The following is a 26,610-nucleotide window of genomic DNA, read 5'->3' as shown; positions in this document are numbered from 1 at the left end:
CTGGCCTGTAAGCCACACTCAATGCGTCAGCGCGTCGCGAAAGCGGCGGGTACTGCCGACTGCCAGCAACAAGCCGACCACTGCCACGCTGCCGCCGACCAGGCCGATATTGGCCACGCCCAGGTAGCTGCTGACGATACTGCCCAGCAACGCCCCCCCGCCGATGCCAATGTTGTAGATGCCGGAGAACAACGCCATGGCCACATCCGTGGCGTCGGAAGCCAGCTTCAAGGTGCGTGACTGCAACGACAGGCTGAAGCTCAAGATCGCCACACCCCAGCACATGCTCAGCACAGCAAATGCATTGAAGCTGCCGGACAAGGGCAAGAGCAGCAGCAAGCAAACTGCCAGCATGCCGATCGAACCCACCAGAAAACCCTGGGGGAAACGGTCGCTGTAGCGGCTGAACAGGAACGAGCCGACCACGCCAGCGCCGCCAAACAACAGCAGGACCAACGTGGTGCGTTCACCGCTGATCTGCGCGACATGCAAGGCGAACGGCTCGATATAGCTGTAGGCGGTGAACTGCGCGGTGATCACCAGCGTCACCAGCAGGTAGGTGATGACCAGCGCAGGCCGCTTGAACAGTATCGGCAAGCTGCGCAACGACCCCGAGTTTTGGCTCGGCAACAACGGCAGCGATTTCATCAGGCACAGCATGGTCGCCAGCGCCACGCCGGCGATGCTCAGGAAGGTGACGCGCCATCCCAGCGCCTCGCCCACCACGCGCCCCAGGGGGATGCCGAGCACCATCGCCAGCGTCGTGCCGGTGGCCAACAGGCCCAGCGCCTTGGCCTGTTGCCCAGGCGGGGCGACGCGCACCGCCAGCGAGGCAGTGATCGCCCAGAACACGGCGTGCGCCAGGGCTATGCCGATGCGGCTGAGCAGCAGCATCGCAAAACTCTGCGACAGCCACGACAGCAGGTGGCTGACGATGAACACCAGAAACACGAACAGCAGCAGGCGCCGCCGCTCGATGTTGCGGGTCATCAGCATCATCGGCAGTGATGCCAGTGCCACGACCCAGGCGTACATGGTCAGCATCAGCCCCACTTGCGCAGTGGTCATGTCGAAGCTGCGGCCAATGTCGCTGAGCAGCGCCACCGGCACGAACTCGGTGGTGTTGAAGATGAAGGCGGCCAACGCCAGGGCGATGACGCTCAGCCAGCTGCCGCCGCCTACAGTGGGTGGCAAATGGTCAGGTAGGGGTCCGTTCATGGCGTGAAACCGGTTCTCCACAGGCAAGGCAAGACCACGCACGTCCAGCCCCGGCAAGGAGCGGTATGAGCGTGTGTCTTATTAAAATTGGGGACGCAGGCATGGTACGCGTCATGCTTGGGCCTCACAACCGCCGTACCGAAGGAGTACCATGCGCAATCTCGGATACTGGCGCACATCAAGGAGTTCCACCCACTCATGGACAAGCAGCATCCCCAGCAGCAATGGCAGCAGGCCGTTATCACCTACGCCCAGGCCGTCAACGACTATGTCGCACAAGGCCGTGCGCACGGCTGGGACCAGCTCGAAGAACCCCGGCACCCTGCCACCGAGCACTTGCTGGACGCCTGGCGCGCCGCCTTGCGCACGGTCAATCAGCCGGCTGTCGAGGAGCACCAGCGCCAGGCGTTTCGCCAGGCCTGGCCGCCAGCCCATGCGCCCTTGTTGCCCCTGCTCGATACGCACGGCCAGGGTATCGCCACGTTACTGCTGCTCGACGACGGCAGCCTGCTCGCACGGATCGGCATGCCTCACGAGAAAGGCCAGGTGGTGCGTATCGATGGTTACAGCGTGACACCCATCATCGGCGTCGAGCATTTCGGCCGATGCCCGGCTCGGCGCTTCTTCGCCCTGGCCAATGCCGAGGGTGTGCGCGTGACCGATGGATGGGGCGGCCCACAGGTGCGGCGGCTGGCCTGGCCTACCGGTTTGGAGGGGCTGCCCAAGGGCTATCCGTTCGAGCCTTTCGACCTGCCCCCCGTTGCGACTGCCTTGATACCGTTCCCCGACGGGCAACAGGTGCTGCTGGTCAGCGACGAGGGCATTTTCGTGCTATCCGAGCAGGGCGCGAGCCGGCTGCTGCCACGCCAGGAGCAGGTCGAGCAAGCGCTGGCAGAGGGCACGGACCCCGATGACATCATCCTTGGCCTGAGCATGGCCCACGGCGCTGTTTCGCCTGACGGCAAGCGGGTCGTGGTGGGCGAGCAAGCCAACCGACACCAGGTGCTGGACCATCGGTTACGGCCTGTTGCCAGTATCGGGCCGGCCAGCGAATACCCGCACTACGCCCTGTTCAACCGCGCCGGGGACCAGTTGCTGCTCAATGCCTGTCACTTCTACAGCGGCGCGTCGCTGGCCGTCAGGGTGAGCGACCTGGAAGGCCTGGACACCGATTACTACAGCCAGGACCCCCGCACGCCGGTGGTGCAGGAAGGCGCCCGGGTCTATGCAGGCGTGGCGCGCCAGGACGAGTACATCGTCGGTGATGCCTATGGTTATCTAAGGGCGTTCGGGGAAGACGGTAGCGAACGCTGGCAGCACTATCTGGGTTCGACCATCAGCGCGATGGACATCAGCGAGGATGGGAGAACCCTCGTCGCTGCAAGCCATGCGGGGTTCATCTCGGTGATCGCGCTCGACAGTGGCCGACCCGATTGGCAGATCGGCACAGGCCCGCATGGTGAGGTCCGGCGCTGGCTGTTCTGGAAAGGTGGGGAGAAGCCGCTGGCCTGGTAGGGCCAGCAACAGGACCTGCACCGGTTGCCCCGGTGCAGGTCAATGGCTGATCAGGCCTTGAGGGTCGCCATGTCGATCACGAAGCGGTACTTCACGTCGCCTGCGATCATGCGCTCATACGCCTCGTTGATGTGGCGGATGTCCAGCATCTCGATGTCGCAGCGAATGTCGTGCTTGGCACAGAAGTCCAGCACCTCCTGGGTTTCTGCGATACCGCCGATCAACGAGCCGGCCAGCACGCGTCGCTTCATGACCAGGTTGGCAGCATGCAGCGCAGGCTCGATCGGTTCGATCAGCCCGACGAGGATGTGCACGCCGTCGAAGGTCAGGGTTTCCAGGTAGGGATTGAGGTCGTGCTGGACAGGGATGGTGTCGAGCAGGAAGTCGAAGCGACCGGCAGCGGCTTTCATCTGCTCGGCGTCGGTGGATACGATCACATGGTCTGCTCCCTGGCGACGCGCCTCAGCGGCCTTGGCCTCGGACCGGGTGAACAGCGTGACTTCGGCACCCAGCGCCTTGGCCAGCTTGATGCCCATGTGCCCCAGGCCACCCATGCCAAGAATGCCCACCTTGTGGCCTGGGCCTACACCGTGGTGCTTGAGCGGTGAATAGGTGGTGATACCGGCGCACAGGATAGGAGCGGCGCTAGGCAGGTCCATGCCTTCGGGGATGCGTACCACGAAATGCTCGCTGACCACGATGCTGCTGGAGTAGCCACCCATGGTGTTGCTGCCATCGACGCGATCGGGCGTGGCGTAGGTCATGGTCGGGCCTTCGAGGCAGTATTGCTCGAGGTCCTTGGCGCAGGCCGCGCACTGACGGCAGGAATCCACCATGCAGCCGACACCGACCAGGTCACCGACCTTGTGGCCGGTGACCTGGGCGCCTACTGCCGTCACGCGGCCGACGATCTCGTGGCCGGGCATCAAGGGATAGACCGCAATGCCCCATTCGTTGCGGGCCTGGTGGATGTCCGAGTGGCACACCCCGCAATACAGGATGTCGATGGCCACGTCATCCGGGCGCGGGCTGCGGCGCTCGAAGTTCATGGGTGCCAGCGGGCTGGTGGGGGTTTGGGCGGCGTAACCGATAGCGGTATACATGGAGACCTCGCGGTTAAGTGAAACGGTTCATGTGAAGCATTTTGTTCCTAGAGAGGGACATTGCCCACCGCAGATTCTCCGGAAGCCTTGCCTGATTCTCCGAAGCTGCTGGTGAAGACCACGCGCGGCGGGCATAATTCGACTCCCCATGCTGTCCGATTCTCTGCCCCGGTGCTCCATGCAACTGACCCGTCACGTAGACGCCAATGCCCCGCTTTGCACGCTCATACGTCGCCTGGCACTACGCCCAGGGTTCGTGTCCACCCACCTGCCCCAGGTACAAGTGATGAGCTGGGACCACTACGTGGCCAGCAGCCCGCAGATCTACGAGCCGAGCCTGATGATCCTGGCCCAGGGCAGCAAGCTGGCCCGCCTGGGGCCCCGCACGCTCGAGTACGGCGCCGGGCATTACCTAGTGCAGGCGCTGTCGGTCCCTTTCATGTGCGAGACCTTCGCCACGCCCGATGTGCCCTTGCTGGGCGTGGCAGTCGCGATCGACCGCGCCACGCTGAGCGAACTGGTGCAGAGCACCGGCCTTGCCACGGATGGCCCGGTACAGGCTCAGACGCCCCAGTCGATGACCTCGGCCGCCCTGGACGCGCCCATGCGCGAGCGGGTCGAGCGATTGCTGGAGTGCCTGCAAGACCCTGTGGACGCCAAGGTGCTGGGGCCGGCCCGGGTACGCGAAGTGCTGTACGCCGCTTTGCGTGGCCCACAGGCCGGGGTACTGAGAGCGTTGGTCGAGCAGCAGGGCCATTTCGCCCGCATTGGTGCTGCATTAGCCCACCTGCGCGAGCACTACAGCGAGCCCCTGAGCGTCGAGGCTCTGGCTGGGCGAGCGAACATGAGCGTCTCCACCTTCCACGAGCATTTCAAACGCTGCACGGACATGGCGCCTATGCAGTACCTCAAGCGTCTGAGGCTGCTGAAGGCACAGCAGATGCTGATCGGCGAAGGAATGGGCGTGGCACAGGTCGCCCATCGGGTGGGCTACCAGAGCACGTCGCAGTTCAGCCGCGAGTACAAACGCCAGTTCGAACGCAGCCCCGGCGAAGAATTGCCCTATCAGAGCCTACCGGTGTGAGCCCGGCGGGCTCAGGAATGCGCCCCCATCCCCTAATGCCCAGCGCGCCAGTGCCTGGTAAGCGCCCTTTCGGGACTCGTAAAGTACACATTCCCGGGCGCTGACAAAGAACTCCGGTGGCGAGCTGGCTTCAGGGGGCTGCCCGTGAAACTCGCGAGACAGCGTCAAGTGCGGGCGAAAGCTGCGGTCTGCCACGGCGATCCCCAGGGGCAGCAGCGCCTGTTGCAGCCCATAGACCAGTTGAAGAAGCGCCGCAGGCGTATGCTGCGCCTCAAGCACCAGGGCACCGGCCTTCTGCCACACCTGCAAGCGATCGAGCACCAGCCTCGGCGGCTTGTCGGGCAGCACCAATTGGTCGACGGCAGCGCACACAGACGGCACCTGAGCCGCGTCGACATTGCCCAAGAAGGCCAGGGTGACATGGAAGTTGGCGGCTGGCACCGGCTTGCCGCTGCGCAGCGCCAGGCTGCGCCGCCACTGGGAGACATCGCGGCGCTGGGCATCACTGACCGGCAGGGCGAAAAACAGCCGCTTGAAGGGGCTGGCGCTGGAGCGTGTGTCCTGAACCATAAGATCTCCTGAAGGTGAAACCAGGGTCGCGGACTGTGCAACGCGACACCGAATCGGCCGGACAGTTTCGTAACAATCAGTACAAACTGCTGCGACGATTGTTTATGCTGGCGGGCTTATGCCATGCGCATGGCCATTTTTCGACAAGTAAACGTCCATGAAAATTGCACTCGTTCTGCTCTTCGTCTTCTCGATCGCCTACGTTCACCTGCGCGGTCGGGTACGTCACAAGCTGACTCGCCAGCTGGGTGACCATTCCAGTTTCCTGGCCCCGGTCAACAGTTTCCTTTACTTGTTCTCGAAACATCCAGCCAAGCCCTACCTGCCGGTTGAAGCCTTCCCCGAGCTACAACCGCTGCAGGAACACTGGCAGGAGATCCGTGAGGAAGCCCAGCGTTTACTCCAGGTGGGTGAAATCAAGAAGTCCGATAATTACGACGATGTTGGCTTCAACTCGTTCTTCAAAACCGGCTGGAAGCGGTTTTACCTCAAGTGGTACGGCGAGAGTCATCCGTCGGCCATGACCCTGTGCCCACGCACCACACAACTGCTGCAAGGCATCGGCACCGTCAAGGCCGCCATGTTCGCCACCCTGCCCCCTGGGGCCAAGCTGGTTCGGCACCGCGATCCCTATGCTGGCTCCTACCGCTATCACCTGGGCCTGGACACTCCCAACGACGACGGCTGCTACATCGACGTCGATGGCGAGAAATATTCGTGGCGCGATGGCCAGGGCGTGGTGTTCGACGAAACCTACATCCACTATGCGGCTAACACCACCGAGCACAATCGCATCATTCTGTTCTGCGATGTGGAGCGCCCCCTCAAGTACCGCTGGGCCACGGCGTTCAATCGCTGGTTCAGCCGCAACGTCATGGCCGCTGCCGCTGCACCCAACGATGCGGGGGACAAGACCGGCGCCATCAATCGCCTGTTCACCCGTATCTATCGCATCCGCGAACGGGGCAAGGCGCTGAAGAAGCGTAATCGCATGCGTTACTACCTCGAGAAATGGGCAGTGGTCGCCGCGTTGGTGCTGGTGTTCATCTACATCTGAGGCTGCACATGATCAATATCCGCCCCATGACGCCAGACGACTTCGAGCGCTTCTGGCCTACGCTACAGGCGGTGGTTCAGGCGCGGGAAACCTACGCCCTTGACCCCGACATGACCTTTGAGCAGGCCCGGCATCTGTGGCTCGAGCTGCCCCGGCACACACTGGTGGCCGAAGCCCAGGGCGAGCTCCTGGGCTCCTACTACCTCAAGGCCAATGCCGGTGGACCAGGCAGCCACGTGGGTAATTGCGGCTACATGGTGACCGAGCAGGCACGTGGCCGAGGCGTGGCGCGCTTGATGTGCGAGCACTCACAGAAGCTGGCTCGCCAGGAAGGCTTCCTGGCGCTGCAATTCAATTCGGTGGTTGCCAGCAACGAGGTGGCGGTCGCCTTGTGGCACAAGCTGGGCTTCGAAACCGTCGGCCGCTTGCCCAAGGCCTATCGGCATGCGCATCTGGGGTTGGTGGATTGCCTTGTCATGTACAAATGGCTGGCTGATGAGCCAGTCACGGAAAAGCCTGCGCTGCTCATTGGGCGCAAGAACATCGAAGCGCGCGTAGCGCGTCGCAAGGGTCGGTAGGCAGTACAGGCGCAGGGGCGTTAGGGCCGGATGCGTGCAACGGCCCTGGGCGATACGAGCGAGGTGCGCATGCCAAGGACAGCCTTGCTCAGCGCATGAGTTATAAGATAACGTTGCGATCTTCGTTTTGATACGTGATGTCCATGCCCCCTGCAATCCTGCCAACGCCCCTCTCCCATCAACGCCTGCAGAGCATCGACGCCCTTCGCGGTTTCGTCATGCTGATCATGCTGCTGGACCACGTCCGCGAAACGTTTTTCATGCAGCATCAGGTCAGTGACCCGATGGCAGTGGAAACCACCGACCCGGCGTTGTTCGTCAGTCGCACCCTCGCCCACCTGTGCGCGCCCGTCTTCGTGCTGCTTACCGGCTTGTCTGCCTGGCTTTATGGCGAAAAGCGGCAGAGTCGCAGGGAAGTCTCGTTATTCTTGTTCAAGCGCGGGCTGTTTCTGGTAGTGCTGGAGCTCACCCTAGTGAACGTTGCCTGGACATTCCAGGTGCCGCCGACTGTGATCTACCTGCAAGTGATCTGGGCCATCGGTATCAGCATGATGGCGCTGTCAGCCTTGATATGGCTGCCCCGGGCTGGTCTGCTCGCTGTTGGGCTGGCCATCATCGCCGGGCACAACCTGCTTGACGGTGTGCACTTCAGCGCCACATCCCCCTGGCATGTGCCGTGGGCCATCGCGCATGACCGTACCTGGCTCGACATCAGCGCCACACTGCGTCTGCGCACATCCTACCCGGTACTGCCCTGGCTCGGCGTCATCGCCGTTGGCTACTGGCTGGGCCCTTGGTTGCACAGCGCCTGCACGCCGGCACTGCGTCAACGACGCCTGCTACAGGCTGGGTGCGGCGCACTCCTGGGCTTTGTCGCGCTACGCGTGATCAACGGCTATGGCGAAGCGCACTGGAGCATTCACCCTGCGCTGACGCAGACGCTGATGAGTTTCTTCAACATCACCAAGTACCCTCCATCACTGCTGTTCCTGATGTTGACCTTGGGCGTTGGGCTGCTGTTGCTGCGCGCATTCGAGCGCGCCGGGCACCCGCGCTGGATCGCAGTGCTGGCGATGTTTGGCGCAGCCCCGATGTTTTTCTATCTCCTGCACCTGTACGTGCTCAAACTGCTGTACCTGAGCGCAGTGGGCGTGTGGGGCGCCAACCAGGGCGCCTATTTCGGTTTCGAGACCATTGCCGCAGTCTGGCTGACGTCGGCCCTGCTACCGCTGATGCTCTACCCACCTGTGCGCTGGTTCGCCCGGTTGAAGGCGCGCAGGCGTGACTTGGCGTGGCTGAAGTATTTCTAGGCGCTAAATCAGCCCCTTAAAGCGTTTCACCCGGCGGCGCGATGGTCTACCATGCGTGCCCCCCGGTTTCCACCGCTCAAATCAATAGTGAATCCCGCGTTCGTCTTGCGCGAGCCACCGGGAACTGCCCAACAGGAGATCGTCCTGCATGCTGCCCCGTTTCGCCACCCTGCTCGCTGGCCTTGGCATTGCCGGCTTGGCTCAGGGTGCACCTACCGCGTATCCGCTGACGGTCGACAACTGCGGCAAACCCCAGGTGTTCGCCCAAGCCCCCCAACGCGTGGTGACGATTGGCCAGGCAGGCACCGAAATGCTGTACGCGCTGGGCTTGGCCCCCCGGCTGGCCGCGTCATCGCTTTGGTTCAATGACGTATTGCCCGATTACCAGGCGCAGGACGCCAAGGTCCCTCGGCTTGCCGACAACGAGCCCAGCTTCGAGGCGGTAGTGGGCAAGCGCCCGCAGCTGGTGACGGCCCAGTTCGAGTGGATGGTGGGGGACCAGGGTGCGGTGGGTACGCGCGAGCAATTCAATGAGCTGGGCATCGCCACCTATGTGCTGCCGTCGGATTGCGAAGGCAAGGACAACCGGGTGGGCGCCGACGGCACGCGGCTGCAAGCCTTCCAGGTCGAAAGCATCTACAAGAGTGTCAGTGAATTGGCCAGCGTCTTCGATGTGCAGGCTCGTGGCGCCGCCCTCAATGACGAGCTCAAGGGCCGCCTGGCCCATGCCCAGGCGCAGCTGGCAGGCGTTGACCTGTCCACTACCTCGGCGCTGTTCTGGTTCTCCAGCGCCGATCTGGCCACCGACCCGTACGTGGCAGGCCGCCAGGGCGTTGCGGACTTCATGTTGCGTGCCCTTGGCGTGCGCAACGTGGTGAGCTCCACCGAGGAGTGGCCAACCGTGAGCTGGGAGACATTGGCCAAGGCCAACCCGACCTGGCTGATCATTGCACGCATGGACCGCCGCCGTTTTCCGGCCGACGACTACCAGAAAAAACTCGATTTTCTGCGCAATGACCCTGTGACGCAGCACATGGACGCCGTCAAGCATGGGCGTATCATCGTGCTCGATGCCGAGGCGATGCAGGCGGGCATTCGTTTGTTCCGCGGCGTGCAGACGCTGGCCACGGCCTTCTCCACCGGCGTCGCAGCGCAGTGATCAAGCGTCTGGGGCTGACCTGCGCCGCACTGGCGGCCCTGCTGGGCGCGCTGTTGGCGGGCACTTCAATCGGTGAAAACCCGCTGTCATTGGCCTTGGTCGGCCAGGTACTGGCCAACCATGCCTGGCAGGCGGGCTACCCGGTCGACCCCATCGACGCCGGTGTCGTGTGGAACTACCGGCTGACCCGCAGCCTTGTCGCGGCGGCCTGCGGCGCTGGGCTGGCCACCTGCGGCGTGATCCTCCAGGCGTTGCTGCGCAATCCGCTGGCCGAGCCCTATCTGCTGGGCCTGTCGGCAGGCGCCTCAACAGGTGCAGTGCTGGTCGGGCTGCTGGGCCTGGGCAGCATGACGCTGAGCATGTCAGCCGGGGCTTTCATCGGTGCCCTGGCCGCCTTCGCACTGGTGCTGCTACTGGCGCGCGCCGCGAGCCCGGGCGGCATTGGCGCTCACATCATCCTGGCGGGGGTTGCCGGCTCACAGTTGTTCAATGCCGTGACGGCGCTTCTTATTACCAAGTCGGCCACGGCCGAACAGGCCCGCGGCATTCTGTTCTGGCTGCTGGGCAATCTCAGCGGCGTGCGCTGGCCTTCGGTCTGGCTGGCCGTACCCGTTGCCCTATTGGGCCTTCTGGTTTGCCTGTGGCAACGCCGAGCGCTGGACGCTTTCACCTTCGGCGCCGACTCGGCAGCCTCCTTGGGGGTTGCGGTACGGCGCACTCAACTGCTGCTGATCAGCTGTGCAGCCCTGGTGACCGCCGTCATGGTCTCGATCGTCGGCGCGATCGGTTTCGTGGGCCTGGTCATACCCCATGCGCTACGCCTGCTGCTCGGGCCCGGTCATGACCGCCTGCTGCCGGCCAGTGCCCTGGGCGGGGCGCTGTTCTTGATCACCGCGGACATCCTGTCGAGGACGCTGATTGCCGGGCAGGTCATCCCCGTGGGGGTGGTCACGGCCCTGATCGGTGCGCCAGTGTTCGCAGTTATCCTGGTGGCCCGCAGGGGGCGCGCGTGACCGCCATGGCGCCCATGCAGCTCGCCCCAGTGGGCTGCCAGGGCATCAGCCTGCACCTGGGGGGCCGCCCAGTGCTCGACGGGATCGACCTGACGGTGCACGCCGGCGAGACCCTGGCCATCGTCGGGCCAAACGGCTCGGGAAAGTCGTCGCTGCTCAAAGTGCTGGCAGGCCTGCGCAAGCCGGCCACTGGCACCGTGCAACTGCTGGGCAAGTCGCTCTCGCGCCTGCCTCGCCGAGCGGTGGCAAGGTCATTGGCACTGGTCGAGCAGCATGCGGACACGCTCGATGCCATTCGAGTCTTCGACGCTGTGGCGTTGGGCCGTATCCCCTGGTTATCGGCCTTGGCGCCGTTCGGTGAGGACGACAAGGCCATCGTCGAACACGCGCTGACTGATGTGGATGCCCTGCATTTGCGCAGCCGCCTGTGGGGGTCGTTGTCCGGTGGCGAGCGCCAGCGCGTTCACATCGCTCGGGCCTTGGCGCAACGCCCCGCGGTGCTATTGCTGGACGAGCCGACCAACCACCTCGACATCCAGCATCAACTGGGCCTGTTGCAGCAGGTGCAAGCATTGCCGGTCACGACCTTGGTGGCCTTGCATGACCTCAATCAGGCATTGACCTGCGACCGTGTGGCGGTATTGAACAACGGGCGACTGGTCGCACTGGGCAAACCGCTGGATGTGCTCACGCCCGCTTGCTTGCTGAGTACCTTCGGCGTTCACGCACACGTGCTCACCGACCCGCTGGACGGCGCTCAGGTATTGCGCTTTCGCAGCGCGTGAGCGCCTGCGTATCACGCGCCACATCATGAACATCGAGTAGGCCGACGGTAGTGCGTGTTGAATACGGGCGGCGACAGCGAGGCCGCCGCGCGCCCCTGTCAGCGGTCAGTGAACGGTATCGGTCGCCGTGCGGCACCATTGCGCCCGCTCCTGGCCAGTGAGCGAGCCAGACAGTTCGATGAACGTGGCTTCCAACTCCGGTTCGACGTGGCCGGCCACCTTGATGCGACTCAACAGGTATTGCCTGACCGTCCTGGGCCACCTGCCCTCTCGGTGCGCGGCATTGATGATGCAGGCGGCATCCTGGCGGGTGGCGCCACGCCAGATGTCCATCAGGCGGTTCTGGAAATCGTCGAACGACCAACCGTCTGTGCGAACCTCGAATTCATCCAGCAGTTTCAGTTTGTACAGGGCCATGTGCGGCATTGTCACTCTCCCTCTGCGGCTGTGAAAAGTCCGTGCACGAGGAAGCAAACCATCACCTGCCTTGTAAGAAAATGAACGCGTGGTCCATCACACCCGCGTCAATGTAGGACATGTCCGAGCGCCTAACGCAGCCGCAGGTCCATGTGGGTCGTCTGCCAGATCGGGTCGTCCTCAACGTCTAGCAGGGTGAAGCCCTGCCGCTCCCAGAAGCTGACGGCGCCCGGCAGAAATGGGTGGGTGTGCAGGTAAAAACGGTCGATTTCATCGATTGCCGCCTGTGCTTTCAAGGCCCCGAACAAGCGTGCCGCCACGCCAAGCCGGCGATAGGCAGGCAACACGAACAGGCGCACGACCTCGGCCACACGCTGGTCACCGTAGTCGAACTGCGCAAAGCGGTTGTCATAGGGCAGGTAGCCGATCACGCCCACTAGGCCTGCGCCCGCCCGTGCTTCGAGGAAGGCGCCGGCGCCTTGCAGATAGACATCATCAAACTGTGCAAGGTCGGGAGGTAAAGGCGCTTTGGCAAGCATCGGGAACAAGTCCCGTCGCGCGGCCTCGACAAAGGCCACGACCTCGTCACGGCTTTCGGGGGTCACGGGGCGCAGGGTAAGTTCAGGCATGGGGCAACCGTTGCAGTCAAAGGCCTGGTTCTACCGCAGCCAGCCCGGCAAGGCAAATGCAACGCTCGTCCCGGACGTGCGCGCACCCGTATAATCGCCCTACCCCACAGCCCATTCAGGCCAAGCCATGCATCGCCTCCCGAAGTTGCTGCTCATGTTTGCGCTCACCGCCGCGGTCACGGCGTGCGACCAGAAACCCTCGCGAGAAGAACAGATCGTTGCCCAGTTGCCGCTGCAGGAGGCTTATGACCACAACATTCAGCGCATGGCCGTGCTCCTTGCGGGCAAGCACCCTGACGTGAGCCAGACCCGTATCGAACAGGTCCTGCGTCGGCACCTGACGGTTGACGACCAGCGTCAGGACCTGTTCCGCTTGTACAGCGAACAGAACTTCACCGATGCCGAATTCGCCAGTATCGTCGGCGCCTTGCAGGACCCCGCCAAGGCCCGCGCCTTGGAAAAGACACCGGAAGGCAAGCGGTTGAGTGAAAAACTCACGGAACTGATGCAGCAAACCGCCGCAGATGCCAAGGTACAGGCGGTGGCTGAACAGCGCATGCAGGACGTGGAGGCTGAACTCAAGGCGCTTGAAAAAAACGCCCCCTGAGTGACACTCGCGCTACGCGACTGCCAATGAGCATTCATTGCCATTCGCCGCATTTGATGATTCCGAGGTCAGGATTGCCTAACACCAAGCATGGATTGCGACTGGACCTGCGCAGGCTCATTCTGGTGCTCTGCGCACTCACCGCACTGGTGATGCTGTGCGCCAGCTATTTTGCCAGCTACCGCGTCCAGCGACAGTTGCTGATCAATCACGCACTGGAAGCGAACCGGGTGTACGCCACCAAGTTGGCCACCATCACCGAAACATTCATCGGTAACGCCTTGCAGCAACTGCAGTTCAGCGCAGGTGTACAAGGCCGACAATTGAGTGACGCCGTGGCCTTGCAGGTTGAAACAGACCGCGTGCTGGCGCAGAGCATGGCGTTCAATTCCACGTTCGTGATCGATGCCGACGGCACATTGTTGTCAGTTTCCCCTGCGCCGCTACGGCACCTGGTGGGCGGGCGCATGCGCTCCCCAGGCGTCGACGAAGCGCTGCACCTGCGGCGTGGGCTGGTCTCGACCCCGTACGTCTCTGCCGCCAACAACCTGGTGGTCACGCTTTCGCAGCCGATCATCGACAAGCAAGGCCGTTACCTGGGCTACGTAGGGGGCACCCTCTACCTGCGCGAACGCAATATCCTCAACAGCCTGCTGGGCGAGCATTTCTACAAGGACGGCTCATACCTCTATGTAGTCGACCACCAGCGACGCCTGCTCTATCACCCTGATAACCAGCGCGTCGGTACTGTCGTGCAGGGCAATGCCTTGATCGATCAGTTGCCAACACTGCCCAGCGGCACCGTGGCGCTCACCAACAGCCAGAACGTCGAGATGCTCGCAGGCTTCGCCACCGTGCCCAGCGCCCGCTGGGGCGTGGTCGCCCAGCAACCACTGTCACGCACCGTGGCGCCGCTCAATACCCTGGTCCTCAATGTGATAGGTACATCAGCGCCACTGGCGCTGGTCGGCAGCCTGCTGCTCTGGTGGCTGGCATTGGTCATCGCTCGGCCGCTCTGGCAGCTCGCCGCAAGTGCACGGATGATGGACAGCGCCAACACGGCCGAAGACTTGCATCGGGTGCGTGCGTGGTATTTCGAGGCGGCTGAGCTCAAGCGAGCGTTGTTGTTCGGCCTGAACCTGCTGCACGAACGCATTGGCCGCCTGAACCGCGAAGCCCAGACCGACCCCCTGACAGGGCTGATCAATCGCCGCGGGCTGGAATTCAGCCTGTCGTTGCTGGAGGCCGAAGGGCGGCGCTTTTCAGCCATCGTCATGGACGTGGATCATTTCAAACGGATCAACGACGGCCACGGGCACGACACCGGCGATGCCGTGTTGCGACAACTGGCCCATTCGATGCGCCGTTGCTGCCGGGAAGGCGACTTGCTGTGCCGTACTGGCGGGGAGGAATTTCTGATGCTCTTGCCCGGTGCGGATCTAGCTGTGGCAGCCAGTGTGGCCGAGCGCCTGCGCGCGACCATCGGGGACACCCCGGTAGCGCCGGTGGGCGCCCTGACTGTGTCGCTTGGGGTGGCGCACTGGGAGGGCACAGGCGATGCGGCCGGCACGTTGGCCGCGGCTGACAGAGCGCTGTATCTGGCCAAGCAAGGTGGGCGCAATCGCGTTGTCGTGGCCTAAAGCCCCGCTCGCCGCGGTCGTTTCTGGCATCCGAAGGTCGTCCTCGACAAAGCGACTCGTAAGCGGGGCCGATCTACTGACAACCATAACTACTGATGGCGCGGCTCGACCGCACCACGCTCGTCATGGCTGCCAATGGAAAATCGGAGAGCACCCGCATGTCCGCACTTCACGAGGTATCCCCTGCCACCCTGCGCAGGGTGATCGCCGCTTCGGCCATCGGCAATTTCGTCGAATGGTTCGATTTCGCCGTTTACGGCTTTCTTGCAACACTCATCGCCAGCCAATTCTTCGCCAGTGGTGACCCGAGCGTCGCCCTGCTCAAGACCTTCGCAGTGTTCGCGGTGGCGTTCGCCCTGCGCCCACTGGGGGGTATCGTATTCGGCGCCCTGGGAGACCGCCTGGGACGCAAACGTATCCTGTCGCTGACTATCTTGCTGATGGCAGGCTCGACCACCCTCATCGGGCTACTGCCCACGTATGCCACCATCGGATTGGCAGCCCCCGTGCTCTTGACGCTCGCCCGCTGTCTACAAGGTTTCTCGGCAGGCGGTGAATATGCGGGGGCCTGTGCTTACCTGATGGAGCATGCACCGAACGACAAGCGCGCGTTCTATGGCAGCTTCGTGCCGGTCTCGACGTTCTCGGCCTTTGCCTGCGCTGCCGTGATCGCCTACGGCCTGGAAGCGAGCCTGACCACGGAAGCCATGGCCACCTGGGGCTGGCGCGTACCCTTTCTGATCGCCGCACCACTGGGCTTGGTCGGTTTGTACCTGCGCTGGCGCATGGAGGAAACGCCAGCCTTCCGTGACGCACTGGCCCAGGGCAAGGAACACGAGCATTCGCCTCTCAAGCAGACCCTGCGCCACCATGGACGAGCGATACGCAACCTGGGCGCGTTCATCTCCCTCACTGCACTGTCGTTCTACATGTTCACCACCTACTTCGCCACCTACCTGCAATTGGTGGGCAACCTGACTCGCGCCCAGTCGCTGCTGGTGACCACTGTCGCGCTGTTGTTCGCCGCCGCTGGCTGCCCGGTTGCCGGCGCTGTGTCGGATCGGATCGGGCGGCGCAAGACCATTGGCTTCACCTGCTTGTGGGTGATGGTGTGCGTGTTCCCAGCCTACTGGCTGGCCAGCTCGGGGTCGATGTTCGGCGCCTTGCTCGGTGTCGTGCTGCTGGCGGTAGGCGCGTTGTCCAGCGGCGTGGTAACCGCGGCCCTGCTATCGGAAAGTTTCCCGACACGTACACGCTATACCGCGTCGGCCATCACCTACAACGTTGCCTATACCCTGTTCGGCGGCACCGCCCCACTGGTCGCGACCTGGCTGATCGGGCAGACAGGCAGCAGTCTGGCGCCGGCTTTCTATCTGGTCGTCATTGCCTTGATAGCGCTAGTGGGCGGGCTGGCGTTGCCGGAAACCTCGCGGATATCGCTGCATGATGACCCATCCCTGGCCCAAACTGGCAGCGCAGGACAATCCACGACCTGACCCGTGAGGGCTGCGCTGGCAGCCCTGCATGGCACCCGGTCTTCCATGAGAGGGCTCGACAAGAGGCTCAGTCTTCCAAGGGCTTGGGCGGTGAGGTGGGCTTGGCGGCCTTGCCCGGTTTGGTTTCCTTGGTCTTTTCCTGCACTGCGGTCGCAACCGGCTCGGAAGCCTTGACCGCTTTTTCACTGGCAGGTAGATCGTCCACCGCCTTGATGATGGCCTGGGGATCGAGGACCTCCCCAGTGTCATCATCCTTGAGCATGTGCCGCTCACCGTCCTTGCCAACGAGGATGACCTTGGTCCCCTTGCTCGCACCAAGCTTGAGCTCGCGGATCAGTGCCATGGTGGTCTGCTGCTCCAGGTTCTTGTCGTCCCGTTTCCCCATCATCTGGGCGACGCTGTACAGCACGACGTTGCGCTCCTTGAAGGCAGCCTGCGTAGCCGGATCCTCCATGGCCTTGGTCACGGCCCTGAGGGTAGGGTCGGCACTGCTGGGGGCGATGATGACCAATGGCCTTGCCTTGCCCAGCTCCTGGGCCAGTGGCCCACTACTGTCGGCCGCAAAAGCCGGGCTCACGGCGGCGAGCAGGGCGGCGAGGGTCAATGACCGGACAAGCATGCGCATCTCCTTATTCTCTCGATCAAACAAAGACTACGGACCTTGGAGAAAGATCCGACGCAGGAGCCTAAACCAACCCACCCGGCAAGGCGCAACTCAAAAGTAACTGGAGGTGTCACCCTGCCATGTGGCGCCTTACATGGCTCGTGCATGCCTACGAGCATAGCTCAACACGCTCACCCTGCTCCGGCACGACGGCGCTCCTGTTCCTAGGGTTGAAGGGGCTCGGCCGCGCTGCCCAGCGCCTGACGCGTGATGTCCAGCAGAAGCGCCCGTTCGGCCGCCTGGCGTTGCTGCGAAATTTCTTCCGTCTGCTGTAACACCTGCTGTTCGCTCAGATCAGCAGCCTCTTGCACAGCCTCCAGCCGTGCATGAAAAGGTGCGTTCATCTCGTCGAAACGTTGTGCATGCAAGCGGCGCACGTGACTGCACCAGAATTCCCTGTCCAACAGGGAGTTGGCCAGTTGCTCGCTGGTTTCTGCTTGCAACACGCGCCTGGCTGCTCCTTCGATATGCGTCTCGGTGACCCCGGCCACCGCCCTGAATGACATGCCGCTGGTGAAAATGGGCAAGTCAAGGCGCTCGCGTAGCGCCAGGCGGTAAGCCAGCACCACCTCGATCTCGTCAGGATCGGCACCATCGGCCTGTCGCCAGCGCACGTCGTCCATGGCCACACGCTCGACTTCATCCAAACGCCACAGCTGCCGCCCTAGGTGCAACAGCACCTGTTCTCGTTCACCTTGCTGCGCTTGGACTTCGGCCTGCCAGACCCGCAGGCGCACTTCCAGATCGCTGAAACGCAATGCCACGCTGTCCTGACAGGTCAGTTGCTCAGCGTCGCTGAACATCGCCATCCTCAAGTCGCTCGAATCACGCATGGCCCCCAACAATGTCAGGACTCGGCCGGCAAGATAGCGCGCGCCTGTGCGGTGCTGAAAATCCGCTGTTTCCATCAGGCGTTCGAGCAGACCGAAGAACTCGCCGCTGCCCTCCATGGCCTGCAGGTGTTCCCAGCAGGTGCCCAGTTCCGTGCGCTGGGCTAGGCCGATCGCATCCATCCAGTTCAGCCGCACCAGTACCATCGCTCGATCACGGGCGCGGGTAGCCGCTGTGAGTAACGCTTGCTCCAGCCGTTCGCGCTCAACAGCCGACAGCGGATTACCGCCCAGGTGGACCTCCCCCTCCACCCACAGGCGCGATTCATAGAAGTCGTCAGGCAACGCCGTAAGCAGGTTGTCGCGCAAGTCGACCACCCGCAGCGAAGTGCTCTCGAGCAGTTGGTAAGGCAAGCTGCGCAGGCCGGCGCCTGCTATACGCAACTCGTGCAGGCATGTCAGCCCGCCCACCGAAAAGGGCCTGCCCAACGGGTTGCGTGAGAGGTCCAGGTAACGCAAATGGCTGCAGCTACCGAGAATGGTTGCCTGCCCCGCGTCCAGCACCACTTGGTTGTGCGCCAAGTTCAGCGTCCACAGATGTTCCATCTGCAAGAGCGCCTGGGGGATCCGAGAGATCTGGTTATCGGGAAGCTCGAGCGACCGGACACTGGTAAACGCACCCAGAAAGCTTTCAGGCAGGTAGCGGATGCTGGCGTCGCGCAGCGACAGCGAATACACATGATCAAACCGTATCTGGGGCGGCAGCTCCGGTAGACTTTCGGTGTGAATGCCGATCATGTCCCAACGATAGGCAAGAATCAGACTGTCGCCGTGCATGCCCTCATCGAGCACGTGCTGCCAGCAATTGCGCAAGGCTCTTCCCAGCGTCCGGCGACGTTGACGCTCGGCATGACTTGAGCCTTGCCTGGCCCACGTACGCAAATGCATGTTGAGCGTCCGGTACTGATCCTCCAGGCACTGCAGCCGCGCCTCGATGCCTCCTGCTGCCGAACGCGCATCAGTCAGCCACTCGTCGAGTTGATTATCGGTGTAGGTGGGGTACAGGAACCTCAGCCTTCGCAGATAGGGGTTGGGCCTGCGCCCTCCACGTCCACTGAGCACGTAACCCACGCGGCCGTCAGCCAAGCGGGTGGGCAATTGCCAGCGGCCGCGAGTCGCGATGCCCAGGAGCTCAGGCAGCGCTGCCCGGTGAACCTGGGCAAGCGCAGCGACTTCCTGGCGCAAACTTTCGGCGAAAGGCGCATGCAGCCCCATGGTTGTCAGTTGGGCCTGATCGTAGGCATTCACGATGACCTCGAACAGGTCCCCGGGAGGGCAGATTTCCTGCGAAAAGGCGTTTCTTACGCTGAAGCCTTGGGTGTCATGGAACAGCTGTAGCTCGACATCCCCTTCTCCGGCACTGGTCAGTTGCACGCCGTTGAACTGCGCACTCAACAGGCGCCACCGCACATTACCGATGCCTCCAACTCGATAGTCGAGCAATTTCAGGACCAGCTTGGCCAAGTCCGTATCCTGCGACGTCCGCAAGTACAGGCCTTCGAGGGCGCGCTGCACACGAATGTGCGAGCTGCGCTCACGGGCAGCTTCGGCCAGTTGCAATGGCACGCGACCCGTCCGACGCAGACGTTGCAGGTCGACACTGCTCGCATTGGCCAGCAGCGCCTGTGCCGCACTGGGGTACAAGCGTGGGAATACGCACTGCAAAGCCTGGATATCCTGACTGGAAGGAGACATTTGCTGATCAAGCAGGTGCTGCATGACCTCGTACCGTCGTGCATCGAGCTGCGCCGCCAGATCCGAAGAAGACAGGCCCTCGCCACCGGTCAGCTGCACAACCTGCGCAAGCAGCCTCTGATCTTCGATTACAACACCAGTGCGCAACTGCATCAGCAGGTTCTCGGTACGCTGAGCAAGATGCGCACGGCGGCTGGTATCGATCAGCGCTGGCAAGAGGTCGACGCCGCGAAAATGCAAACCGCGTAGCTGGTCATCGTCGAGCGCGTGAATGGCCATGACCTGCTCGATTCGCGTGTCGTCAAGTTCAGCCATCGGCTCGCCCAGGCGCCTGAACAGGTAATGGCTGGTCGACCAATCCAGGGGAGACTCACTCCACAACCGCCACGCACCTGCACCGTTGTGCTGTAAAAGAGGACCTACACCCTCGCGCGGCACCAGTTGCCACTGCTCGTCCGTCGTGCGTTGCTGCACCGGGTAGGTGTGGCCGTCCATGCGGATCCATGCGCGGCTATCCTGGCGGCTGATCCCCTCATGATCTGCCACGGCTTCAACAGGTGGCGGGGAGCTTCGAAAGGGCGCCAGGTCCTCGGACCACAGGCGCGCGCCCCCATCCTCAACGTTGGACTGGACCAGACCATCTACCCACGTCGAGCGTTTCCACACCTTGGCCAAACCATAACCCGCTCCCGCGGTAACTCCAACCAATGCAACTTGAGCGGCCACATGGGTCATATGGTCCATAGCCTGCTCCGTCTCGCCTTCGTGCCAAGTGTCTACCCCGTGATACACCTCCTTCATCAACTCCCAGGCAGTCACGGCAAGCAATACCAGGCCCAACCCAGGTAGCCAGAAACTGGCCAGCCCCAGCAACGTCCAGCCCTCGACTGCCAGGCGTTTCTCATGCGCGCGCCCAATGGCCCGATCCAACGCGTTGACCGGAGGCGCCAGCGTTGCGGCATCGTCCATTACGTGTGCAACGCGGCTGCGGGCGAGGGTTTCGAACACAGGCTCCGACAAGGCGCTTGCTACCGGGTACAGGTCAGCTGTTGCCCAGATCGGTATGTCTTCATAGAAAGCCGACGCGAGCTGGCTGAAGAATCGTTGGCTATCACGACGTCGAATGAAACGCGCAAAAAACTGCTGATAGGCAGGCTGGCGCAAGCGTGCGTTGAGCACAGCGCGTTCAAAGCGTTCCAGATTATCGGCTGTGCTCCAGGCTCCAAACGGGTCACCCGGGATATACACCAGCACACGCTTGCTCGACGTGTAGAAAGGTGCCAACGATTCGTCCCGCACATCCAGCACCAGAATCTGCTGCAATGGACAATCCATAATCTGCAAGCTTTTAGGAAGCACTCGATCGCCGTGCAGGCGTCCCAGCCTGCCGCTTTGCCACAAATCGACCAACAGTTCGAGCTCGCCGGGAGCGAACACGCCCTGGGCATCGGCCTTGAATGCATCAAGCACCATTTCGTGCCGGTTCAGCTCACCTAGTAACGCTTGCATGGAGGCCGACGCTAGATGGGCAGACAAGTGTTGTTGATAGAGCCCACCCAGATCCAGTTCCCGGGTCAACTGGGCAAACCGAGCGGCGCTAAGCCTGGGCACCGAGTTACCTGCCGCGTCGAACACGCCAGCCATCGGCGGCAAGACCTGGGGCTGCGTCTGTTCAGCGGTAAAATTTCGCAAGACGGCTTCAAGCAGCGGTATCTGGTAGTAGTGGCGTTCGTACAAGGGCACCCGTATCGGGAAGTAAGTGGCGAGCGGTACCTCGTAAGCATTGCGAAACCACAACTGGTCCACGCCCTGGGTGATACCGAAACGAGCGCTCAGGGATTTTTCCAGCAGAGGCTTGGCGAATGCCTCGATACCTTCGATCAATCCCCACCGCGCGGCCAGACGCTGGCGGCATTTCAGGCTGCTGTTCAGCGCTTGCCCTGCCTGGGCAATGAATGCCTTATCGAGCTTTTTGAGCCAGGCCGGCAAGCGAGCAGCGATCAGGCCATCCTGGCAGGCCTGCTCCGCCAGCTGTTGATCAGTGAGTGCGGTGTCCATCAGTTGCTCCCGTGAAGTGACTTTGCACGGGAGGTTAGCGAGACGACAAACATACCTGCGGCGACGGGGTACTACCTCACGATCAAAACAGCAGCATCTGGTCATCGATCAACGTAGAAAAGCGATCACCCACAAAGGGAAGAATCGCATCGGCGACCGGCTGCAGCTGGCGTGACAGATAATGGTCATAGTCGATGGGGGCACGACGATTCTCCAACGGCTGGGGCCCGGCAGTGGTCATGAGGTAGCTGATCCAGCCTCCGCGCTGGTACTGGAGCGAGCGACCCAGTTCCCGGTTATAGTCATCGGCAAGCCGTGCGGCCCGCACATGCGGTGGCACGTTACGCTGATACTCCGCCAGCGGGCGGCGCAGGCGTTTGCGATATACAAGCGAAGCGTCGTGCTCTCCAGCGAGCATCTGGCCGACGTACTCGCGAACGAATTCGCGATAAGGCTCGCCGCGAAAAATGCGTCGGTAGAGCTGCTGTTGGAAGGTCCTGGCCAGCAGCGACCAATCGGTGCGTACCGATTCCAGCCCTTTGAAGACCATGTCTTCAGTGCCATCGGCACGCTGAACAAGGCCGGCATAGCGCTTTTTGCTGCCCTCCTCGGTGCCGCGTATGGTGGGCATGAGAAAACGCCGGTAATGGGTCTCGAACTGCAACTCAAGCGCACTCTCCAGGCCGAGCGTCTGGCGCAGGTGTTCGCGCCACCATTGATTCACCTCGCGCACCAGTGCATTGCCGATCTGCTCGGCCGCCGCCTCATCATGGCCGGTCTTGAGCCAGACGAATGTCGAATCCGTATCGCCATAGATCACGTCATACCCGCGGGCTTCGACCAGGGCGCGGGTCTGGCGCATGATCTGATGCCCGCGCAAGGTGATCGATGAGGCCAGTCGCGCATCGAAAAACCGGCAGCCACTTGAGCCCAACACCCCGTAGAAGGCATTCATGATGATTTTCAGCGCCTGGGACAATGGCGCATTGCGATCCTGCTTGGCGTGTTCCCTGGCGCGCCACACACGTTCGACGATCGCCGGCAGACAGTGACGTGTGCGTGAGAAACGCGCCCCTCTGAAGCCTTCGACCGCGTTTGTGTCATCTGGCTGTTGCAGCCCCTCGGCGAGGCCGACAGGGTCAATCAGGAATGTGCGGATGATCGAGGGGTACAAGCTCTTGTAGTCCAGCACCAGTACCGAATCGTACAGCCCAGGTCGTGAATCCATGACGAAACCGCCGGGACTGGCTTCGTCGGGGCGGCTGCCCAGGTTGGGCGCGACGTAGCCTTGGCGGTGCATGTGAGGCATGTACAAGTGGCAGAAGGCGGCCACCGAGCCACCGCTGCGGTCTGCCGCCAGGCCCGTGACCGACGCGCGCTCAAGCAGAAACTGCAGCAACCTGGTGTGGGCAAAGATGCGTGTGACCAGTTCACAGTCCTTCAGGTTGTAGCGCGCCAGCGCAGGCTTGTCCTTGGCGAACATGCGATTGATTTCATCCATGCGCTGGTAGGGCGTACTGATGGCCTTGCCGTCACCCAAGAGGGTTCGCGCGACATTTTCAAGACTGAACGATGGAAAACTCCACGTTGCCGAGCGCAGCGCTTCGACGCCGTCGATCACCAATCTGCCGGGCACATCAATGAAGACATGGCCACCACTACCTGACGCGCGCAGGGTCATGGCCGCTCCCCCCCTGCCCAGGTGCATGGGTACTTGCAGCTGCTTGCCGTGTTCATGCAGCAGGCGCAGGTCGAACTGCACCACGTTCCAGCCGATGATCGCGTCCGGGTCGTGGCGCGCTATCCAGTGGTTCAGGCAGTGCAGCAACGCACTGCGATCGGCGCAGTAGTGCAGGTCGAAGTCAACTTCGCGAGGGTCACCGTTGGGTGGGCCGAGCATGTACACCTGGCGCTGCCCACAGCCTTCCAGGGCGATGCTGTACAACTCGCCCCGCTCGGTGGTTTCGATGTCCAGCGACACCACGCGCAGCGATGGACGGTAGCTGCCGTGCGGCTTGAGCTGGGCATCGCAGAGCACGCCCTGCTCATCCAGGCGTCCAGCGAACTGCACGGGGGCCGTAATGAAACGCTCCATGAGGTAGCGCTCCGGTGGCCTGACATCGGCCTCGTAGACGTCGATACCTGCGGCGCGCAGCCGTTGTTCTACCTGAAGCAATTGCCGGTATTGACGGCAGTACAGGCCCATTACTGGGCGTTGATCGAATGTCTTCAATCCAAGCGGGCGCAGCTCTGCATCCGGCTCGTCGGCCAGCAACCGTTGCGCGTGCGCTTGTTGCGCCTGAGGGACGAACGCCACATTGATCTGGGGCGCCAGTCGCACTTGCCGGGGGCCCTGATCGGTAGCCAGCCACAGCTCCACGCACGTACCTGCCTGCGTGTCGTACCAGTGCCGGGTCAGGACGAAGCCCTGCTGCAAATCCACCGCCGCGCCCTCTGCGTTGTTGATGATGACGAATGTAACGGGTCGCTCCAGGCGCACCTGGCCTTGCCTGCGAGACGACATGATTGCGCCGGCAACCAAGCCCCAGCGTCTAACCTCCACCGTCGGTGGACGGGTCGCGCTTACCCTGTGCGGCGTAGTGAATTCAGCTGTACAGGTAGTTGATGTCCTTGAGCACCAGTGGAGGCACTTGACCGAGAAGAAAATCTCGCAACTTTTGCATCTGACGGGCCTTGGGGCTGTTTTTCAGCCAAGTCATGTAGTAGCCATCCCCAGTTGCCACGGCTTGCTTGAAAGGTGTCACCAGGCGCCCGGCTGCCAGATCGGCACTGGCCAACACCAGATCGACCACGGAGATGCCCAGGCCCTGCTGAGCGGCGGAGATACCTTGATCGAGCGTGTCGAACACCTGGCCTTGGTCGATGCTGACATCAAGGGCCTCCAACCGCGCCAGCCAGCGCCGCCAGTCGCGCCGATCCGGCGAGGGATGCAGCAGTTCGCAACGGTTCAGGTCCGACAGCACAGGCTGCGCCTGCTCCATGTAGTCAGGGTGGCACACCGGTATGAGCCACTCGTCGAACAGCCGGCAACTCTCCACATCGGCAGCGAACCGACCGTTGGCCAGCAAGATGGCGCAGTCGTAGGGTTCGGAATAGAAATCGACGCTGTCGATGTCCATCCACACGCTCGACAACTGCACCGAACAGGTGTCTTCGTGTTTCTTGAAGCCATCCAGTGCCCTTAGCAACCAACGCACGGTGAGCGTTGAAGGCGCCTTCAGACGCAGGCCGTAGCGGTCCTGGCGCAGAAGCGAGCAAGCGTTCTCAATGATCTTGAAGCCGACCTTGAGCTCTTGAGAGAGCAAGCGCCCATGCTCGGTCAGGCTCAGTTTGGGCCCGCGCCGCTCGAACAAATCGCAGCCGAACATGCCCTCCAGGGTCTTGATATGGTGACTGACTGCGCCTTGGGTCAGTGCGAGCTCTTCCGCCGCCTTGGTGAATGAACCATAGCGGGACGCAACCTCGAACGCACGCAGTGCATGCAAGGCATGAATCCTTTCCGACATTGACGCCTCCTGAGTATTAGCAAGACTAATAGTAGCTCATAATTTCACGCGTTTTACAACCTGCCGACAGTGCTAGAAAATGCAGTGAAAAAACATACATAACCTAAATCCTGCCTGAATCTGCGTGGATCGTTCATCATTTGAAGCTCGGGGAAACCATGTTTACGGGATATGGACATTGCTACCGCCTGGATGCGTTTGAGCAGGCCCTCGAACATGAGTGCGTCGAAACACACTGGACAATCGCTACCCTGCAACACTTTCGCCAGACCCTTGCCAATCCGGAATTCCCCTGCCTGTTCGGGCGCAAGGCAGTCAATGCGCAGACGTGCTATGTCCTTTTCGCCCGCGCCGAACAGCTGGCGGATGACATCGCTCAAGGGCTGGCCAGCTATGTCCGGTTGATGGATCCGGTTGCGCCCAAGCTACGTATCGGCCACCCGTTGGTGATATTTCTCGAAACGGTGACCGACATGCCGCTTGCCCAACAGCAGGCGCTTGCCTGGAAGGTGCTGCAAGGCGTTCATGCTCGGGATCCGAACCCCTGGCCCCAGACAGTGCCAGCCGACCCCGCCGACAGCGGCTGGTCGTTCTGCTTTGCCGGCATGGCGCTGTTCATCAACATGAATTTCCCGGGCCACGAGCAGATGAAAAGCCGCAACCTGGGCAAGCACATCACATTCGTCATCAACCCCCGAGAGAACTTCGACGAAGTGGCCAATGTCGCCACCCAGAGCGGCCAGCGCATCCGCGAGCGCATTCGTCAACGGGTCGGCCACTACAACGACGGGTTAGTACCTGAAAGCCTCGGTTTCTTCGGTGAAGCGGATAATTTCGAGTGGATGCAGTACCAGTTGCAGGAAACCGGTTCGTTGAACCCGGCGCGCTGCCCTTTCCATGCCAGGACCGCCGTGTCTGCCACCCCCGACAACATCATCGAGAAATGACGTGAATACCGCCCTGACTGCCACCTACGCCCTTACCGTCCTGCTGCTGATCGCCACTCCAGGTCCGGTCGTGGCATTGATCGTCAACACCGCAGCCGCTTCGGGCTCACGCAAGGCCATTTTCACGGCCCTGGGCACCAACTGGGCCTCACTGGTACTGATCGGAGCAGCGGCCTGGATCATTCTTACCAGCGCAGCCATTGACAGGGCATGGCTTGGCGCCATGAGCCTGCTGGGTTGCCTGTTCATCGGCTACATCGCCGTGGGCACGCTCAGGGAAGCGCTCAAGGCGCCGCATCCCAACCACGAGCCCGATATGGCCGAGCCCGCGGGCCGCGGGGGTCTTTGGCAAGGCTTCATGGTGGGCATCTCCAACCCTAAGGACATCATTTTCTTCATCGCCTTCTTCCCGCAGTTCATCCAGATTACCGAGTCGTTCGGCAAGAGCATGGTCGTGCTTTCTCTGCTATGGATCGTTATCGACTTCGCCGTGCTGAGTCTTTACATCTTTGCCATCGGCAAGATTGCCTCAGCACGCAGCCATCGATTCATCAGCCTTGCGTCTGGCGTGGCATTGCTGTTGATCGCCATCGGCGGGCTTTTGTACAACCTCAGGGAGCTAACCGCCTAGCACCTTGCCTGACGCGG

At 62.2% G+C, this 26,610-nt stretch carries 22 protein-coding genes; 13 read left to right on the top strand and 9 right to left on the bottom strand.

What is annotated here, in order from left to right; translation table 11 throughout:
- Positions 1–18: 18 nt before the first annotated feature.
- Positions 19–1,218, bottom strand: coding sequence for a sugar transporter (locus MOP87_RS08155; protein WP_242810380.1), 1,200 nt, complete (start codon positions 1,216–1,218; stop codon positions 19–21).
- Positions 1,219–1,416: 198 nt separating this feature from the next.
- On the opposite strand from MOP87_RS08155, the gene MOP87_RS08150 reads away from it, so the two are divergent.
- Entirely contained in the window at positions 1,417–2,733 is a 1,317-nt protein-coding gene (locus tag MOP87_RS08150) for a hypothetical protein (RefSeq protein WP_132578869.1), read from the top strand.
- A gap of 50 nt (positions 2,734–2,783) precedes the next feature.
- On the opposite strand, the gene calA is transcribed toward MOP87_RS08150, so the two are convergent.
- Positions 2,784–3,836 (bottom strand): vanillin reductase, encoded by a 1,053-nt coding sequence (gene calA / locus MOP87_RS08145; RefSeq protein ID WP_197874128.1) that lies wholly within the window; start codon positions 3,834–3,836, stop codon positions 2,784–2,786.
- A gap of 178 nt (positions 3,837–4,014) precedes the next feature.
- Here calA and MOP87_RS08140 point away from each other — a divergent pair, with 178 nt between their 5' ends.
- Positions 4,015–4,920 carry an AraC family transcriptional regulator gene (locus MOP87_RS08140; RefSeq protein WP_128610593.1) on the top strand — a complete coding sequence of 302 codons (906 nt, stop codon included), beginning with the start codon at positions 4,015–4,017 and terminating at the stop codon, positions 4,918–4,920.
- Here MOP87_RS08140 and thpR read toward each other — a convergent pair.
- Positions 4,909–5,490: an RNA 2',3'-cyclic phosphodiesterase gene (gene thpR / locus MOP87_RS08135; RefSeq protein WP_242810379.1), complete on the bottom strand. Its 582-nt coding sequence runs from the start codon at positions 5,488–5,490 to the stop codon at positions 4,909–4,911. The genes MOP87_RS08140 and thpR overlap by 12 nt on opposite strands.
- Positions 5,491–5,647: 157 nt before the next feature.
- On the opposite strand from thpR, the gene lpxO reads away from it, so the two are divergent.
- The 6 genes from lpxO (at position 5,648) to MOP87_RS08105 (ending at position 11,392) form a co-directional block, all read left to right on the top strand.
- Complete coding sequence (gene lpxO / locus MOP87_RS08130) at positions 5,648–6,547, top strand: lipid A hydroxylase LpxO (RefSeq protein ID WP_027914668.1); 900 nt, start codon at positions 5,648–5,650, stop codon at positions 6,545–6,547.
- Between the two features lie 8 nt (positions 6,548–6,555).
- Positions 6,556–7,125 (top strand): N-acetyltransferase, encoded by a 570-nt coding sequence (locus MOP87_RS08125; RefSeq protein WP_110606810.1) that lies wholly within the window; start codon positions 6,556–6,558, stop codon positions 7,123–7,125.
- Positions 7,126–7,268: 143 nt separating this feature from the next.
- The gene (locus MOP87_RS08120; RefSeq protein ID WP_197874127.1) at positions 7,269–8,435 is read left to right on the top strand and encodes a DUF1624 domain-containing protein; all 1,167 of its coding nucleotides are present in this window, start codon (positions 7,269–7,271) and stop codon (positions 8,433–8,435) included.
- A 148-nt stretch (positions 8,436–8,583) separates the two neighbouring features.
- On the top strand, positions 8,584–9,594 hold the full coding sequence (locus tag MOP87_RS08115; RefSeq protein WP_059183120.1) for an ABC transporter substrate-binding protein: 1,011 nt from the start codon (positions 8,584–8,586) through the stop codon (positions 9,592–9,594).
- Positions 9,591–10,607 carry an iron ABC transporter permease gene (locus MOP87_RS08110; protein ID WP_125921961.1) on the top strand — a complete coding sequence of 339 codons (1,017 nt, stop codon included), beginning with the start codon at positions 9,591–9,593 and terminating at the stop codon, positions 10,605–10,607. Before MOP87_RS08115 ends, MOP87_RS08110 begins: the two co-directional genes overlap by 4 nt.
- A 5-nt stretch (positions 10,608–10,612) precedes the next feature.
- Positions 10,613–11,392, top strand: a complete 780-nt coding sequence (locus MOP87_RS08105; RefSeq protein ID WP_110606839.1) for an ABC transporter ATP-binding protein — start codon at positions 10,613–10,615, stop codon at positions 11,390–11,392.
- Between the two features lie 105 nt (positions 11,393–11,497).
- On the opposite strand, the gene MOP87_RS08100 is transcribed toward MOP87_RS08105, so the two are convergent.
- Positions 11,498–11,818 (bottom strand): hypothetical protein, encoded by a 321-nt coding sequence (locus MOP87_RS08100; RefSeq protein WP_088522986.1) that lies wholly within the window; start codon positions 11,816–11,818, stop codon positions 11,498–11,500.
- Between the two features lie 122 nt (positions 11,819–11,940).
- Positions 11,941–12,438 carry a GNAT family N-acetyltransferase gene (locus MOP87_RS08095; protein WP_110606813.1) on the bottom strand — a complete coding sequence of 166 codons (498 nt, stop codon included), beginning with the start codon at positions 12,436–12,438 and terminating at the stop codon, positions 11,941–11,943.
- 127 nt (positions 12,439–12,565) lie between these two features.
- On the opposite strand from MOP87_RS08095, the gene MOP87_RS08090 reads away from it, so the two are divergent.
- From MOP87_RS08090 to MOP87_RS08080, 3 genes are all read left to right on the top strand, one after another.
- Positions 12,566–13,045, top strand: a complete 480-nt coding sequence (locus MOP87_RS08090) for a hypothetical protein (RefSeq protein ID WP_242810378.1) — start codon at positions 12,566–12,568, stop codon at positions 13,043–13,045.
- A 74-nt stretch (positions 13,046–13,119) separates the two neighbouring features.
- Positions 13,120–14,685, top strand: coding sequence for a sensor domain-containing diguanylate cyclase (locus MOP87_RS08085; RefSeq protein WP_242810377.1), 1,566 nt, complete (start codon positions 13,120–13,122; stop codon positions 14,683–14,685).
- Between the two features lie 158 nt (positions 14,686–14,843).
- Positions 14,844–16,181: an MFS transporter gene (locus MOP87_RS08080; RefSeq protein WP_145279215.1), complete on the top strand. Its 1,338-nt coding sequence runs from the start codon at positions 14,844–14,846 to the stop codon at positions 16,179–16,181.
- A gap of 67 nt (positions 16,182–16,248) precedes the next feature.
- On the opposite strand, the gene MOP87_RS08075 is transcribed toward MOP87_RS08080, so the two are convergent.
- From MOP87_RS08075 to MOP87_RS08060, 4 genes are all read right to left on the bottom strand, one after another.
- Positions 16,249–16,800, bottom strand: coding sequence for a DUF4174 domain-containing protein (locus MOP87_RS08075; RefSeq protein WP_145279217.1), 552 nt, complete (start codon positions 16,798–16,800; stop codon positions 16,249–16,251).
- A 209-nt stretch (positions 16,801–17,009) separates the two neighbouring features.
- Positions 17,010–21,488, bottom strand: coding sequence for an NEL-type E3 ubiquitin ligase domain-containing protein (locus tag MOP87_RS08070; RefSeq protein ID WP_242810376.1), 4,479 nt, complete (start codon positions 21,486–21,488; stop codon positions 17,010–17,012).
- An 82-nt stretch (positions 21,489–21,570) separates the two neighbouring features.
- On the bottom strand, positions 21,571–23,931 hold the full coding sequence (locus tag MOP87_RS08065; RefSeq protein WP_242810535.1) for a DNA polymerase II: 2,361 nt from the start codon (positions 23,929–23,931) through the stop codon (positions 21,571–21,573).
- A 163-nt stretch (positions 23,932–24,094) separates the two neighbouring features.
- On the bottom strand, positions 24,095–25,015 hold the full coding sequence (locus tag MOP87_RS08060; RefSeq protein WP_242810375.1) for a LysR substrate-binding domain-containing protein: 921 nt from the start codon (positions 25,013–25,015) through the stop codon (positions 24,095–24,097).
- A 158-nt stretch (positions 25,016–25,173) separates the two neighbouring features.
- Here MOP87_RS08060 and MOP87_RS08055 point away from each other — a divergent pair, with 158 nt between their 5' ends.
- On the top strand, positions 25,174–25,962 hold the full coding sequence (locus tag MOP87_RS08055) for a YqcI/YcgG family protein (RefSeq protein WP_242810374.1): 789 nt from the start codon (positions 25,174–25,176) through the stop codon (positions 25,960–25,962).
- A gap of 1 nt (position 25,963) precedes the next feature.
- Positions 25,964–26,593, top strand: coding sequence for a LysE family translocator (locus MOP87_RS08050; RefSeq protein ID WP_242810373.1), 630 nt, complete (start codon positions 25,964–25,966; stop codon positions 26,591–26,593).
- Positions 26,594–26,610 lie beyond the last annotated feature (17 nt).

This window comes from Pseudomonas sp. I3-I5 (assembly GCF_022699445.1).
GTDB classification, from domain to species: Bacteria; Pseudomonadota; Gammaproteobacteria; order Pseudomonadales; family Pseudomonadaceae; genus Aquipseudomonas; species Aquipseudomonas fulva.
Note: the sequence above shows the minus strand (reverse complement) of the source record. Positions and strands in the feature narration are given on the sequence as shown.